Source organism: Bradyrhizobium stylosanthis (assembly GCF_001641335.1).
Taxonomy (GTDB): domain Bacteria; phylum Pseudomonadota; class Alphaproteobacteria; order Rhizobiales; family Xanthobacteraceae; genus Bradyrhizobium; species Bradyrhizobium stylosanthis.
Genome location: NZ_LVEM01000003.1, coordinates 38,759 through 53,125, shown reverse-complemented (window position 1 = coordinate 53,125; position 14,367 = coordinate 38,759). Strand labels below are relative to the sequence as shown.

The following is a 14,367-nucleotide window of genomic DNA, read 5'->3' as shown; positions in this document are numbered from 1 at the left end:
CGTTGTCGCGCTTACCCCAGCCGGCCCGCCGCGTGGGCGAGCAGCGTGTAGACCAGACCCGTCTCCGAGGTCAGGTGGCCGCGCAGCTCCTGCGGGCCGCGGCCGTCGCGGGCGACTTCGTCGAGCAGGCGCTCGAACTCGGCGACGTAGCGGTCGACCGTGCCCTTGAAGTTGCGGTCGGCGCGGTACTTGCGGGCGACCTCGTCAAAGGCCTTCTGGCCGGCGGGCGTGTACAGGCGCTTGGTGAAGGCCTTGTTCTCGCCGCGCTGGTAGCGGTCCCACATCTCGGCGGCGAGGTTGCGGTCCATCAGCCGGCCGATGTCGAGCGACAGCGATTCCAGCGGATTGCCGCTACCCTGCGGGGCCTGCGGTTGCGGGGCGGGCGCCGGGCGTGCACGCGGAGCCTCGGGACGGCCGGCCGGAGCGGCCTGGTTGGCGTCCGTGCGGTTCAGCAGGTCCGACAGCCAGCCGTCGCGGCCCTGGTCGTTGCCGGGGGCGACCGGCGGCGCTTCGGTGCGGCGCGAGGTGGCGGGCATGCCGAGGTCCGGCGGCGGCAGCGTCGAGGCGCTGCCGGTGTCGCGCATGCGGGTCTCCGTGCCACGACCGCCGGCAGACGCCATCATCGGCTCTTCCTGGCGCTGGACGGCGACGGACGCGCGGCCCGTCGTGCTGACGTCGAGGCCGCGGCCATGCTGGGCCACGATACGGTTGAGCTCGGCGAGGGCCTCGATCTGGTCGACGATCACCTTGCGCATCTGCGCAGTGCTCTCGGCGGCCTCCTGCGGCATCTCGAGCACGCCGCGGCGCAGCTCGTTGCGGGTGGCTTCGAGCTCGTTGTGCATCTCGAAGGCCATCTGCTTCATGCTGGACACGAGGTTGGTGAACTTCTCGGTCGACTGCTTGAACATCGCATCCGCCTCGTCCGTAGTCTGGCGGTAGATGTCGTGCATCGCCTCGATGGTCTGGCGGTGCTCTTCCTCGGACGCCGACCGCACCGCCTCGAACTGGCGGGTGATCGCGGCAGATCCCGCACCGGCGGTCTCGGCGACGACGCGGGCGATGTCGCGGGCACGCTCTTCGGCCGCGGCCAGCGATTCATCGAGCAGGCCGGTGAAGCGCGACAGTCGCTGGTCGAGATCGGCCGTGCGCAGGTCGATCGTGGTGACGAGCGATTCCAGCGCCTGCTTGCGCTCGGCGAGCGAGGCGGTGGTGTTCTTGTTGCTCTGCTCGACGACCTGGGCGGCGTCGACCAGGGCCTTGCCGTGTGCGTCGAACTGGGTCGACAGCTCGCCGAGGTCCTGGAGCGCCTTCGTGGTCTTGCTGTTGAAGACGTTGAGCTGGTCTTCCAGGTTCTGCGTCGCCGCACCGTTGCGCGAGGTGACGTCGTTCATCGCCGAGACGAAGTCGGCGACACGCGTCACCAGCGCCCGCTCGAGCGAGTTGAGGTTGTCGTGCGCACCGGTCAGCACCTCCTGGAGGAGGATGTTGCCTTCGCGCAGGCGCTCGAACAGGGCGACCGTGTCGGTGCGCAGGATCTTGCTGGTCTCCTGCATCTCGGTGACGGCCGCGATCGAGACCTGGCGCGACTGGTCGATCGCGGAACGCGAGGCCTGCTCGAGGTCCTTGAGCGACTTGCCCACCGCGCTGGTGGCGATCTCGCTTGCCGCGTTGATGGTGCGGGCGACTTCGGAGCCGTTGCCCATCATGGTCTGCGAGAACGCATGGCCGCGCGTCTCGATCGACTTGAGCGCATCGGAGGTGACGCGGTCGATGTCGAGCGTGAGCTGGCTGGTCTTCGAGCCGATCGCGTCGACCAGGGCGCCGCGCTTGGAGTCGATCATGTTCGACAGGCGGTCGGCCTGCTGCTGCACATAGGTGACGATCTCGTCGGTCTTGCCAGTCATGGCCTGGCCGAAGCTGGAGCTGGCGGCGAGCACGGAGCGCTCGACGTCGGCCGAGCTCGACTTGACGCGCGAGCTCGCCTCGTTGGAGGCGGAGATCAGCGCGTTCTGGGCATTCAGCGCGCTGGTCTGGATGTCGTTGGTCGCGTTCGTGGTCGCCGAGCTCAGCGCACGCTCGATCTCGGTCGAGATCGTGCGGATCTGGCTCGCGGCGTCCGCCGAGGTCGAGGTCAGCGAGGTCTGGGCCTCACGCGCGCTGTTCAGGATGGTCGAGGCGGTGTCGGCGCCGACCGCGGTCAGCGTGCGCTCGATATCCGTGGTGAGCGATTTGATCTGGCTCGCAGCTTCCGTGGAGGAGGAGATCAGGGTGCCCTGCGCCTCGCGCACGCCGCTGGTGAGCGCCTCGATGGTGGCGCCGCCGGCGGTCGCCAGCGCGCGCTGCATCTCGGCCGCGAGCGAACGGACCTGGCCGGTCTGCTCGGCGGAGACAGCAAGAAGCGTGCTCTGGGCGTCGCGGGCGCTGGTGGTGATCGTCTCGGCGGTGGTCTGACCGACCTGCGAGAGCGAACGATGCACTTCGGCCGCGAGCGACTTGACCTGGCTTGCCGCATCCGTGGATGCCGTGACCAGCGTGCTCTGGGCTTCGCGGGCGCCGGCCATGATGCTCTCGGCCGTCGCGGTGCCTGCCATCGAGAGCGAGCGCTGCACGTCCGAGGACAGCGCCTTGATCTGGTTGGCGGTCTCGCTCGAGACCGCGACCAGCGCGCTCTGCGCGTCGCGGGCGCCGGCGGTGATCGATTCCGCCGTGGTGGTGCCTGCCATCGAGAGCGAGCGCTGCACGTCGGCGGTGAGCGTCTTGACGTGGTTGGCCGCGTCCGAGGACGCCGTGACGAGCGTGGTCTGCACCTCGCGGGCGCCGGCCAGGATCGAGGCTGCGGTCGCCGAGCCCGCCGCGGACAGCGTGCGTTCGACGTCGGCCGCGAGGCCCTTGATCTGGGTGGACGCATCGCCCGAGGCGGCGACCAGGCTCGACTGCGCCTCGCGGGCGCTGGTCAGGATCGAGTTCGCAGCGCCGGTGCCGACCGCGGTCAGCGCGCGCTCGACCTCGGACGAGGTCATCTTGAGCTGGGCGTTGACGTCGGAGGAGACCGTCATCAGCGACTGCTGGGCGGTGCGCGCACCGGTCTGGATCGTCTCGCTGGTGTTGACGACGAGGTTGGTGAGCGAGCGCTCGGCGTCCTCGACATGCGAGCGGATCGCGGTCGAGATCATCTCGGCGCGGGACATCATGTCCTCGCTGGCCTGGCGGCCGCTGCTCTCGATGCGGCCGGCCACGGCCTCGACGCGCGAGCCGAGCAGGTCTTCGAACTGCGCCACGCGGACGTCGATGTCGTTGGCGACCGAGCCGACCTTGGTCTCGATGGCCTGCTGGATGTCCTGGAAGCGCGCCGTGACCGTGTCGGTCAGGTGCGTGCTGCGGCCGTCGATCAGCTCGGTGACGCCGGTGATGCGGCGGTCGACCGCCTCGATCGCCTGCGCGGTGCCGTCGGTGATCGTCGAGGTCAGCAGCGTGAGGCGCGTGTCGATCGACTGCACGGCCTGCGAGGCGCCGTTGGTCACGGCGGTCGTCAGGTAGGTGAGGCGGGAGTCGATGGATTCGAGCGCCTGCGTCGCGCCGCCGTTGAGCGTCGTCGTGAGGTGGGTCAGGCGAGTGTCGATCGACTGGATGGTCTGCGACGCACCATCGGTCAGCGAGGTCGAGAGGTGGTTGAGGCGCGCATCGATGGTCTCGATGGCCTGCGAAGCGCCGTCGGTGAGGGACGACGTGAGGTGGGTGAGGCGGGAGTCGATCGACTGGATCGCCTGCGCGGCACCGTCGGTGAGCGAGGTCGCGAGCGTGTTGAGACGCCCGTCGATGGTCTCGGTGACGGACCTCGCGCGGGTGTCGAACGACTGCTCCAGCGCGCCGACGCGGCCGCCGAGCTGCTCGTCGAAGGTCTTGATGTGGCCTTCGATCGTGTTGTCGAGGCCGGCGATCTTGCCGTTCAGCGAGGCGTCGAGGTTGGTGACGCGTTCGCCGATCGTGGTCTCGAACTCGACCAGGCGCTGGTCGAGCACGGCCGTGATCTGGCCGCCGTTCGAGGTGAGGCGGGTGTCGAAATTGTCGACATAGGTCTTCAGCGACTCGTGGATGTCCTGCGTGCGCTGGCCCATGCGATCGACGATCTCGCCGCCGAACGTCTTCACGGTGCGGTCGAACTCGGAGATGTGGCGGGTGATCAGCGCGCCCAGCGTGCCGGAATCGCGCGCGAACTTCTCGACCAGCTCGGTGCCCTGGTTCTTCACCAGCTCGTCGAAGGCGCTCATCTGCAGCGACAGCGAGTCGTGCGCGGTCTCGGTCTGGCTGACGACCTTGGCGACGAGGGTGTTGACGGTGGCGTCGAGCGCCTCACTCGCCTTGTCGCCGCTCGTCATGATGTGGTTGGCGAGGCGGCTGCCGGCGTCGTCGATCTTGGCCGAGAGGTCGTTGGAGCGCAGCTCGAGCTCGAGCAGCAGCGAGTCCGACGAGTTCTTCAAGGAGTCGTGCACCTGCTCGGTGCGCTCGGAGATACCGTCGACGATCGCGGCGGAGCGCTGCTCGAACTCGCCGGTGATGCGGTCGATACGCTCGTTCAGCATCTCGTGGACGCGGTCGGCGAGGTCGACGAACTCGTCGTGGACGTGGCCGGTCTTGAAGTTGAGGCTGGTGGTCAGCCGCTCGCTGGCATCGAGCACGGCGCGCGTGGTCTCGTTGCTGGCTTCCTCGAGGCGGTCGAGCAGGTCGCCGCCGCGCTCGCCGAGCGCCAGGATCATGTTGTCGCCGGCATTGCTCAGCGCGCTGGTGATGTGGGCGCCGCGCTCTTCCAGCGCGCCGGTGATGGACTTGGCGACCTCGTCGACGCGCGAGGCGATGGCGTCGGAGATCAGCGCGATGTCGTGGCGCAGGTCGATCTGCACGCCGGAGATGGCGCTGCGGACCTGCTCGGCCTGGCCGACCAGATTGTCACGCTGATGCGCGATGTCCTGGAGCAGGGCGCGGATGCGCACTTCGTTGTCGCTATAGGCGCGCTCGAGCGCCGCGACCTCGTTGGCGACCAGCGTTTCGAGCTCGCCGGCGCGCGCGATCGCGCGCTCGATGCCGTCGCCCATCGCCGCGACCTCGCGGCGGATGGCCTGGCCGACGGTGACCATGGAATCGGAGGCCGAGCCTTCGGGCTCGGAGAAGCGGATCGCGACCTGGGCCATCGCCTGGGCGATCATGCGCATTTCCTGGCCGCGCCAGACGAGGCTCGCCAGGAAGTAGAACAGCATGATGGGTGCGAAGAACATCGCGATCAGGCCGGCGATGACGAGCACGCCGCCGCTCTGGCCCATGGCGGCCTGGATCGAGGGCAGGAAGCCGACGGTCAGCGCGGCGCAGGCGGCGAGCCAGACGCCGGCAAAGATGGTGGCGAAGGTGTAGACGCTGCGGGCAGGGCGGCCCTTCTGAAGCGCCTGGAGCAGCTGGCCGATGGTCTCGCGGTCGTCATTGGCGGCGCGGCGCGTGGTGCGCGGCTCCTCGATCGTGTCGAACACGGTCGAGCGCTCGTTGGCGGCGGGGCGCGGCTCGAAGTCCGGCTCGTCGAACGCCGGGGGCGCGGGCGGCGCCACCTGGGGCGCCGTTTCGCCGCGCATCGAGGCGTTGCGGCTGGTGTCCGCAGCGGTATCGCTGATGTTCAGGGCTTCCTGGATCGCAGAAAGCGCAACTTCTGTGGGGTCTTTGACCTTTTTGGGAGTGTTCGCCATGTTCAGTCCGAGCCCTCGTTACTTGTACACGCCCCCCGCGAGCCCTGCGCGCTACGCAAGCCCACAGACCGGATCATGCCGCTTATGCGGATCTCCGAGCCGTCCCCACCCGGACGGCTTGTCCGCCAATTTCCGCAACATCCTATTGGCAGAGCGTCGCGAATGAAATGCCTGCGATTAAGACAATCTTAATCATCGTTAACAGGATCGCGCCCTAACGCCTTAGCAACAAATGCAATTCTCCACCGGACTCGGCCGATTGCGGCAACTTTTCGTCAATATGCGGGCGGATTTAGGTAAAACGGCCCAAACATTTCGTTAACCATTTCCATGCTTGGGTGGGGCGAACTCGCCGCCGGACCGGCGGAACCGTCACGCGATGCCGGGGCCAGCGCCATGACGCCTGAACTGCAACGGATAGACTGGATGCCCTCGCCCCCGCTTGCGCCCGTCGACAGCCCGCTCGACCTCGACCACCTCTCCCGGATGACGCTTGGCGACACCGAGCTGGAGCAGGAAGTGCTCGCAATGTTCGCCGAGCAGGCGGTTCGCCTGCTCGCGGCCATGACGGCCGTGCCGGCCGAGACCGGCGCCCTCGCGCACAAGCTCAAGGGCTCGGCCCGCGGGATCGGCGCCTTTGCGGTGGCCGACGCCGCTGCCGGCCTCGAGACGGCGATCCGGACCGGCCATGATCGGCCGCATGCCCTGGCCGCGCTGAAAGAGGCGGTGGCCGAGGCCCGCGCCGCCATCGCCGCGATCCTGAAGCATTAGGCAGGCCCCCCACAAATGTGGGGCTCCGCGCAGTAGCCGTTTGATTTGACGGGTTTTCTGCGCGCGCGGTGGGATCCTCGCCGCTCGAAAACGCTATGGCGCCGGGCTAACCGACCCGTTATAGGACAGCCCGGACCCTCCTTCATTCCCAACATCGCGGCAGCACGAGCACACATGGCCAAGATTCACTTTGTCGACCACAAGGGCGAAACCCGTACGGTGGAAGTCGAGAACGGCGCAACCGTGATGGAAGCCGCCATCCGCAACAGCATCCCCGGCATCGAAGCCGAATGCGGCGGCGCCTGTGCCTGCGCGACCTGTCATGTCTATGTCGACGAAGCCTGGCGCGAGAAGGTCGGCAGCCCGACGCCGATGGAAGAGGACATGCTCGATTTCGGCTTCGACGTGCGCCCGAACTCGCGCCTGTCCTGCCAGATCAAGGTCTCCGACGAACTCGACGGGCTCGTCGTCGGAACGCCTGAACGTCAGGCCTGATCGTCCCCTAGGATACTAGATGCTCGGCGGCGCGACCTCGATGCCGCGCTTGTGCCAGGGTCTGAGCTTCTCGATCACCTCCGCGGTCAGCGGCGCGGGTCGCCGCGTCGCCTCGTCGAGCAGGACGCCCACCGACGTCGCCGACGCAATGCACGTCCCGTTCGAGAACACGACCTGCTCGAACGTCACCGAGGTCCGTCCCAGTTTCACGACGCCAAGGCCGAGCTCGATCGTGTTCGGCCAGTGCAGCTCCGCGCGAAAATGCATGTCGAGCCGCACCATGATCCAGGCGAGGCCCGGCGGGGTCAGCCCGTATTCGGGAAGCTTCATCAGCGTGACACGGCCGGTCTCGAAATAGGTGGCGTAGACCGCGTTGTTGACGTGCTGGTTCGGGTCGAGGTCGCCGAAGCGGACGTTGTCGCTGAGCCGAAACGGAAAGTCCTCAAGGCGCGGCGTCGTGTCGAGGCGGGCGGGTGCGTTCACCGATTGATCTCCGTCATATCCAACCTCGTTACAGCCCAGTTATTTTGGCCCGGCAAGTGGGCGTGGCTGCGGGGCGATCCCGCTTTTATGCCTTCCCTGATCCATCCCCGTTGGCTAGACAGGCAGGGTCACCTCTGCCCAACGGGCGCCGTCCAACCGATAACGATCGATAAAGAGACGACATGAGCGACGTGATCAAAACCGATGTGCTGATTATTGGCGCGGGCCCCTGCGGCCTGTTCGCCGCCTTCGAGCTTGGCCTTCTCGACATGAAGGCGCATTTCGTCGACATCCTCGACAAGGTCGGCGGCCAGTGCGCCGAACTCTATCCGGAAAAGCCGATCTACGACATTCCCGGAATTCCGCAGGTGTCGGGGCAGGGGCTCACCGACGCGCTGATGGAGCAGATCAAGCCGTTCCACCCGACCTTCCATCTCGGCGAGATGATCGAGACCGTGGAGAAGATCGGCGATCCCGGCTTTCGCTGCACCACCGACGCCGGCAAGGTGTTCGAATGCAAGGTGGTGGTGATCGCCGCCGGCGGCGGCTCGTTCCAGCCCAAGCGTCCGCCCGTGCCGGGCATCGAGGCCTATGAAGGCACCTCGGTGCACTACGCCGTGCGCAAGATGGAAACCTTCCGCGACAAGAACGTGCTGATCGTCGGCGGCGGCGATTCCGCGCTCGACTGGACGCTCAATCTGCATCCGCTGGCCAAGCGCATCACGCTGCTGCACCGTCGCGACGATTTCCGTGCGGCGCCCCACAGCGTCGAGCAGATGCGTGCGCTGGTTGCCGGCGGCAAGATGGATCTGCGGCTCGGCCAGGTCACCGGGCTCACCGGCGCCGACGGCCAGCTGACCGGCGCCACCGTCAAGGGCAACGACAACAATGTCAGCGAAATTGCCTGCGACACCATGTTGCCGTTCTTCGGCCTGACCATGAAGCTCGGTCCGGTCGCGAACTGGGGCATCGCGCTCGAGAACAATCTGGTGCCGGTCGAGACCAGCGCATTCGAGACCAACGTGCCGGGCATCTTCGCCATCGGCGACATCAACACCTATCCCGGCAAGATCAAGCTGATCCTGTGCGGCTTCCACGAGGGCGCGCTGATGTCGCAAAAAGCCCATCGTTATGTCTATCCGGAGAAGCGGCTCGTGTTCCAGTACACGACCTCGTCCTCCAGCCTGCAAAAGAAGCTCGGAGTCAACTGACACCGGGCGGCCGGGACGGCCATGCCCCATGTTTCTGGTGCTGGAACCGCCCGCGAAATCGCCGTAGTCTGCGGCCATTCCAAAAGGCGGCTTGGCAAAGGCGTTTGGCTCAGCAAGGTGATGATAATGCGAACTCTTTTTTCCGGCTTCCGGCTGCTGCCCGTCCTCGCGCTGTTGCTCGGCGCGGTGAGTCCGGCTGCGGCGCAAGTCCCGGCTGCGACCTCGGCTCAGCCAACCGCCGCCGGGCTCTGGCAGAAGGTCGAAGACGGCAAGACCGTGGGATGGTTCCTCTTCATCGACCACAACGGCATCTTCGAAGGCGTGATCGCAAAAACCTTTCCGCGCCCCGGCGACGATCCGAACGAGGCGTGCACGAAATGCACCGACGATCGCAAGAACCAGCCGGTGCTCGGACTCTCCTTCATCCGCGACATGAAGCGCGACGGCTTGAAGTATGACGGCGGCAATGTCGTCAATCCGCGCGACGGCAACATCTGGAAGGCGAAGATGAGTGTGAGCCCGGATGGCCAGACCCTGACCATGCGCGGCTTCCTCGGCATTTCCCTGTTCGGCAAGGACGAGACCTGGACGCGCCTGCCCGACGCGAACATCGCCCAGGTCGATCCCGCCATCGTCGCCAAATATCTGCCGGCGCAGGCGACTGCCGCGACGACGAAGCCGGCGCCCGCGCCCGCAGCCAAGAAGGGCGGCGCGATGATGGCGCCGGCGCCGAAGCAGTAGGGACTTCGCGCGACATCGTTGTCGCCGCAGTTGGCTTCACTTGAGATTGCCGAAGCCTGCATGAGCGAAGCGACATGCGCGACCGCTTGTCCCGGGTGTCGCTGCGCTCACCCGGACTACGAGACCGTCAATACGTCTTTGCGATCTTGCACGGCGCATAGAAGGTGCCGCTGCCTGCAACGACGCGCTCGAGGCACTGCCGGGGATCGGTGATGTCGCCGTCGACCTGGAAATAATAGGCCTGCGGCCCGAGGCTCAGGACGTAATGTCCCGGCGGAAGCTCGAGCTCGGAATCGCCGCCGTGGATCTCGTACATCTCGGCCTTTCCCGGAATCGGCGCGACGCGGAAGGGATAGGAGAAGTTGCGGATGACGCCGGCATTGTCTCCGCCGCTGAGCGCCCGGCCTGCGGCCTCGCTCGAAAACTCCCTCGCGATCTTCGCGACGACCCGGACCTCGACGCGCTCGGGCACCACGCTGGCGACGTCGCGGCGGAACACGATGAACTTGACGCGGCCGTTCGGCAGATGCGGCTTGTCGGGCTTCCTGAACTCCGGCGAGATCGCAACGCGGATGTCCGGTGCCATCACGCCGGTCGCAATCAGCTCGGCCAGCGACTTGTCGTCGATCAGAGCGTAGACGCCGTAATCGGTCGGAAGCACGCGCGTCGGAGCGGGGGCGGCTTGCGTCACCATTTCCGGTTTCGCGACCGCGACCGTCGTCTCCGGCCTTGGCGCGACCTGCGCGATCTCATGGGACTGGGACGTGATCAGCCGGCGCAGTGCGGCGATATTGTCCCGCTGCGAGACGATCAGGATCACGGCGCCGGCGGCGAGCAGGATCGCCGCGGTGCGCTTGATCACCGGCAGGAGCGGGCCCGAGACTGCAGGTGGCTTGCTGCGTGATGTCTCGATCCCCGAGCGCAGAACGGTGGCATCGCCGGACATCAGAACGCCGCCGGCCTCGGCCATCCTGGGCGAGGCGAGCTGATGTTGCGGCAAGCGCTCCAGCTCTCCCGCTTCACGCGAGAACTTCTCGACTTCCTGGATTGCGACCTCGAGCGCCTGCTTCATCTGGTCGATGTTCTTGGCGTCGGCGTAGGTGAATTGCTCCTGGAGCTTGTAGCGGGCCAGATCGTAGACCATCTGCCGCCGGGCTTCGGCGTCGTCCTTCACCGTCTCGAGCATGCGCGAAATCACCAGCGCAAACTGAACCTGGTTTGCGGGCAGATCGGTCGCGTCCTGCTGGCCAGGGAGCAACTCTCTCGAACTCATAGCGCCGACGGTCCAATGCCAGTCACGCCGTCACCTGATTTCTCAATCGAAACAGCCGGTTAAAGGATGCGATGCGGGTCGCGGCCCTGTTCGTACACGTTGAGATGCGACAAGGAAAGCCTCGAAAATGGCCGCGACAAATCGCTGGCGCGGCATGCATGCAGGCCTGCGCAATCGTGGGCAAGTGCGTGCGGCAGTAGTTCCCCGGAATGCGCGTTGGCGCCCGATTTGCATAGCTGTCGCAAAGCTGCTGGGGGAACGAGTCGCCGCCGCCGCGCACGTTCCACCGCGCGGGGCGCGGGCGGCATTGTCCCCCCGCGGCGACGATCTCGATCCGCGGGAACACGACATGAGACTTGCAAGACCATGTGCGGCGCTGCTGCTCGGCGCAGGGGCGCTGCTCGCCACTTCAGCGCTGGCGCGCGATGACGGACGCTACGCCAACTCGCCGCTCAAACCCTGGTTCGAGAGCCTGCACAGCGAGTTCGGCCAATGCTGTTCGGATGCCGACGGTTACGTCGTCGCCGATGTCGATTGGGAATCCGACAAGGGACGCTATCGCGTGCAGCTCGACGGTGAATGGGTGGTGGTGCCGGAGGGGGCCGTGATCACCGTGCCGAACAAGATCGGCCGAACCATGGTGTGGAAGCACTATATCGACGGCCATCCACGCGTGCGCTGCTTCATGCCGGGCAGCATGACGTAGAGGTCGCGAGGGCGTAGGAGCGTGGACGGAGTGGAACACGTCGTCATGCCCGGGCCTGTCCCGGGCATCCACGTTCTTGCTGCCGTGAGGTAAGACGTGGATGGCCGGGACAAGCCCGGCCATGACGTCGTCGTCGTCGTTGGGAGATGACGGAAGCCTAGCGCGCTTCGCTCTGCGCGTTCGCGCTCGCGAGCCGCTTCACGCGCGGCGACAGCACTGACACCTGCGCGGGCGAGGCGGGCATGCCGGCGACGATCATCGTGGGCGCGGTCGACTGCTCTTCGACGCCGGCGCCGCCGAGCACCTGGACCTGCGTCGTCGAGATCGGAAACGACTGCACTTCGTAAGAGGGAAGCTCGCCGGCGAACGCTGCGGCCGAGCTGGCAATCATTGCACCGGCAACGGCACTCAATGAAAGAACGCGCATTGGAAAATCTCCGTGAAAGATGTCAATCGGAGGTTTGGTCGCGTCGATGCCGGCGCAGGTTCGCTCGTATGCGAACATTCCTGTTGCCTCCAGCGCACATATTGGTTGCTTGGTGCGAAGGCGTGAAACGCGGACGAAGTTTTTCGCGCCAATGTTTCCGGACGGTTTCACGCGGGCCGGCTCGCGCGGCCTAGTGCTCCTGCAGATCGAGCTGCGGCGATCCGGCCGCCGCGGCGGCCTCGGGGAAACTCAGGCGCATCGTCGTGCCGCAGCCGGGATCCGAGGAGATGACGAGCTCGCCGCCATGCGCCGCCATGATCTCGCGGACGATCGACAGGCCGAGACCCGCGCCGCCGCCTGCGGTGTTGCCGGTCTGGAACGGCTCCAGCAGCTTGCGTTCCCCGCCGTCGGGCAGGCCTGCGCCGTCATCCTCGACCGCGATGCTGCCGCGGCCGAGCGTGACGACAACGCGCCGTGCGCCGTAGGCGTGGATGAGCGCATTGCCGACGAGATTGGCGAGCGCGCTGCGAATGGCGGCGTCGACGCCTTGCACCAGGAGTGGCCCTTTGTGGGCACGCTCCAGCGCCAGCTCGATGCCGGCGTCCAGCGCCGACGGACCGAAATCGGCCAGCACGTCCAGTGCGATTGCGGCCAGGTCGATCGGCCGCTTCGCGATCGCATGATTCTGCAGGCGTGCGAGATCGAGCATGGCGGAGACCAGCGATGTCAGGCGGCGGACGTCGCGCACCAGCTCGGCCTTCAGGGCCGGATCGGGCACGTCGTCGATCTTGGCGCGCAGCAGCGTCAGCGGCGTGCGGAGCTGATGGGCCGCATTGCCGAGAAAGCGGCGCTGCATCCTGATATAGGCGTCGATCTCGCCGAAGGCGCGGTTCAGCGCCTTGACCAGAGGTTTCAGCTCGCGCGGAACTTCGGACAGGGAGATCAGGCCTTGCGGTGCTGCAGGGTCGATTGCGAGCGCGCGGAGCGCCACCCGCTCGATGCCGCGTGAGACGAAACGTGCGGCCAGCGCCGCGCCGGCCGCGACGGTCGCGGCAAAGGCCAGCGCCAGCACGATGATCGAAAAGGCGCTGCGGATGAGAAAATTCCTTGCGATCCGGCCGAAGCGCACCTGAGGCTCGCCGACCATGATCGTGAGCTGCAACGAACCTCTTTGCATGACGGCGAGGCAGAATGTGCTCTTCTGGTCGAGCGTGCTGAACACCGACGAGCCGACGGGGCCGCGATAGGGAAACGCGAAGGGCAGGGCGGGCCGGCGTTCGCTGCCGTATTCGCTGACCAGATCGCCTGCGGACACGACATACCAGAGGTTCGGGCTGTCCGCCTTCAGCTCCTCGAGCGCGCTGGTCGGGCGAACGTTGAGGGTTTGCCCTTCGGTGTCGGTGGCACGATCGAGAACGGCAGCCACGACGCGGCAAGCCCTGAACTCGCGTTCTTCCATCGGATAGCGCCACGTGAAGAGGCCGAGCATGATTAGGAAGATCGTGGTCGCGGCAATGCCGAGCGACAGCGCGAAGGTCCGGGCGATCGAGGTCATCGCGGCGTTGCCAGCCGCAGGATGTAGCCGATGCCCCGCATGCTGCGGATTTCCACGTCGCCGCCGAACGTCGCCAGCTTCTTCCTCAGGCGCGAGACCTGCGCTTCGAGCGTGTTGGATTCGATCTCGTCGTCGAAGCCGTAGATCTCCTCGATCAGCGCGGCGCGGGTGATGACGCGGTCGCGACGCATCAAGAGTGCGCCCAGGATCAGCGCCTCGCGCCGGCGCAGCAGGATCTTCCTGTCGGCAACCACGACCTCGTTGCTGCCGAGATGCAGCTCGACATTGCCGAGCGACAGGACCGAAGGTGCGAGCAGGCGGGGCCGGCGTAGGACGGCGCGCACCCGCGCGATCAATTCCTGCGGCTCGAACGGCTTGCCGAGATAGTCGTCGGCGCCGCCGTTGAGACCGTCGACGACGTCCTCCTTGGCGTCCTTGGACGTCAGCATGATGATGGCGGGGCGATCCGGCGACCGGCTCAGCGCGGTGACGACCTCGAGCGCATCACCGTCGGGCAGCATGCGGTCGACGATCGCGAGATCATATTTGAAATTGTCCAGCGCCTGACGGGCGTCGGCAATCGAGCCGACGAGGTCGACGACCCCATGCAATTGTCCGAGGAGGCGGCTGACATAGGCGCCGATCTGCGGTTCGTCTTCGATCACGAGCGAGCGCACGCGGGTCGTCCTCGACTCTCCTGGGGCACAAGCCCCGACGTTGACGCTTCCTGGCCGAAGTCCGGCGGTTCGGTTTGTGCGCGGGTTCCCTTTAAGGCAGCGAGCTTGGCGAATAAAAGGCAGGAACGCAGGGGTTGAACGGCACGCGCGCGCAAAACTTCTCCGCGTGAACGCGCGTCCGGCAATGTTCGGGCAATGTTGGTTGCAGCGGCGCACCTGGCGCGGAATGTCGCAGGGGTATTTCATCGTTGCAATCTTGGGGCAATTTTGCTGGGCCACATGCTGGGCTCCAAACCACATCA

General features: G+C 66.5%; 11 protein-coding genes. 5 read left to right on the top strand and 6 right to left on the bottom strand.

Translation table 11 applies throughout. The features are described from left to right. Positions 1-11 precede the first annotated feature (11 nt). The gene (locus A7X65_RS20065) at positions 12-5,726 is read right to left on the bottom strand and encodes an apolipoprotein A-IV repeat region-like domain-containing protein (RefSeq protein ID WP_063687916.1); all 5,715 of its coding nucleotides are present in this window, start codon (positions 5,724-5,726) and stop codon (positions 12-14) included. A gap of 396 nt (positions 5,727-6,122) precedes the next feature. On the opposite strand from A7X65_RS20065, the gene A7X65_RS20060 reads away from it, so the two are divergent. Continuing rightward, positions 6,123-6,497 (top strand): Hpt domain-containing protein, encoded by a 375-nt coding sequence (locus tag A7X65_RS20060; protein ID WP_145661278.1) that lies wholly within the window; start codon positions 6,123-6,125, stop codon positions 6,495-6,497. Positions 6,498-6,671: 174 nt separating this feature from the next. Beyond that, positions 6,672-6,992, top strand: a complete 321-nt coding sequence (locus A7X65_RS20055; protein ID WP_063687913.1) for a 2Fe-2S iron-sulfur cluster-binding protein — start codon at positions 6,672-6,674, stop codon at positions 6,990-6,992. Between the two features lie 15 nt (positions 6,993-7,007). Here A7X65_RS20055 and A7X65_RS20050 read toward each other — a convergent pair whose 3' ends face one another. Continuing rightward, positions 7,008-7,475 carry an acyl-CoA thioesterase gene (locus A7X65_RS20050; RefSeq protein ID WP_025037433.1) on the bottom strand — a complete coding sequence of 156 codons (468 nt, stop codon included), beginning with the start codon at positions 7,473-7,475 and terminating at the stop codon, positions 7,008-7,010. Between the two features lie 182 nt (positions 7,476-7,657). Here A7X65_RS20050 and A7X65_RS20045 point away from each other — a divergent pair, with 182 nt between their 5' ends. Together A7X65_RS20045 and A7X65_RS20040 are read left to right on the top strand one after the other, a co-directional pair. Continuing rightward, positions 7,658-8,686 (top strand): NAD(P)/FAD-dependent oxidoreductase, encoded by a 1,029-nt coding sequence (locus tag A7X65_RS20045; RefSeq protein ID WP_063687911.1) that lies wholly within the window; start codon positions 7,658-7,660, stop codon positions 8,684-8,686. Positions 8,687-8,812: 126 nt separating this feature from the next. Then, the gene (locus tag A7X65_RS20040; protein WP_063687909.1) at positions 8,813-9,427 is read left to right on the top strand and encodes a DUF2147 domain-containing protein; all 615 of its coding nucleotides are present in this window, start codon (positions 8,813-8,815) and stop codon (positions 9,425-9,427) included. A gap of 127 nt (positions 9,428-9,554) precedes the next feature. Here the strand turns inward: A7X65_RS20040 and A7X65_RS20035 are convergent, their stop codons facing one another. After that, on the bottom strand, positions 9,555-10,685 hold the full coding sequence (locus A7X65_RS20035) for a hypothetical protein (RefSeq protein ID WP_245323678.1): 1,131 nt from the start codon (positions 10,683-10,685) through the stop codon (positions 9,555-9,557). Positions 10,686-11,049: 364 nt separating this feature from the next. Here A7X65_RS20035 and A7X65_RS42700 point away from each other — a divergent pair, with 364 nt between their 5' ends. Further along, positions 11,050-11,406, top strand: coding sequence for a hypothetical protein (locus A7X65_RS42700; protein WP_063687905.1), 357 nt, complete (start codon positions 11,050-11,052; stop codon positions 11,404-11,406). A gap of 157 nt (positions 11,407-11,563) precedes the next feature. Here A7X65_RS42700 and A7X65_RS20025 read toward each other — a convergent pair whose 3' ends face one another. From A7X65_RS20025 to A7X65_RS20015, 3 genes are all read right to left on the bottom strand, one after another. Next, a complete protein-coding gene (locus A7X65_RS20025; protein ID WP_063690615.1) occupies positions 11,564-11,833 on the bottom strand; it encodes a hypothetical protein in 270 nt (89 codons plus the stop codon). A gap of 190 nt (positions 11,834-12,023) precedes the next feature. Further along, complete coding sequence (locus tag A7X65_RS20020) at positions 12,024-13,388, bottom strand: sensor histidine kinase (protein ID WP_063687903.1); 1,365 nt, start codon at positions 13,386-13,388, stop codon at positions 12,024-12,026. Then, entirely contained in the window at positions 13,385-14,065 is a 681-nt protein-coding gene (locus tag A7X65_RS20015) for a response regulator transcription factor (protein WP_063687901.1), read from the bottom strand. Before A7X65_RS20015 ends, A7X65_RS20020 begins: the two co-directional genes overlap by 4 nt. Positions 14,066-14,367 lie beyond the last annotated feature (302 nt).

What these genes read in the sequence shown, in the direction of transcription:
- A7X65_RS20065 (WP_063687916.1), bottom strand. Translation starts at nt 5,726, where the DNA reads ATGGCGAACACTCCCAAAAAGGTCAAAGACCCCACAGAAGTTGCGCTT.
- A7X65_RS20060 (WP_145661278.1), top strand. Translation starts at nt 6,123, where the DNA reads ATGACGCCTGAACTGCAACGGATAGACTGGATGCCCTCGCCCCCGCTT.
- A7X65_RS20055 (WP_063687913.1), top strand. Translation starts at nt 6,672, where the DNA reads ATGGCCAAGATTCACTTTGTCGACCACAAGGGCGAAACCCGTACGGTG.
- A7X65_RS20045 (WP_063687911.1), top strand. Translation starts at nt 7,658, where the DNA reads ATGAGCGACGTGATCAAAACCGATGTGCTGATTATTGGCGCGGGCCCC.
- A7X65_RS20040 (WP_063687909.1), top strand. Translation starts at nt 8,813, where the DNA reads ATGCGAACTCTTTTTTCCGGCTTCCGGCTGCTGCCCGTCCTCGCGCTG.
- A7X65_RS42700 (WP_063687905.1), top strand. Translation starts at nt 11,050, where the DNA reads ATGAGACTTGCAAGACCATGTGCGGCGCTGCTGCTCGGCGCAGGGGCG.
- A7X65_RS20025 (WP_063690615.1), bottom strand. Translation starts at nt 11,833, where the DNA reads ATGCGCGTTCTTTCATTGAGTGCCGTTGCCGGTGCAATGATTGCCAGC.
- A7X65_RS20020 (WP_063687903.1), bottom strand. Translation starts at nt 13,388, where the DNA reads ATGACCTCGATCGCCCGGACCTTCGCGCTGTCGCTCGGCATTGCCGCG.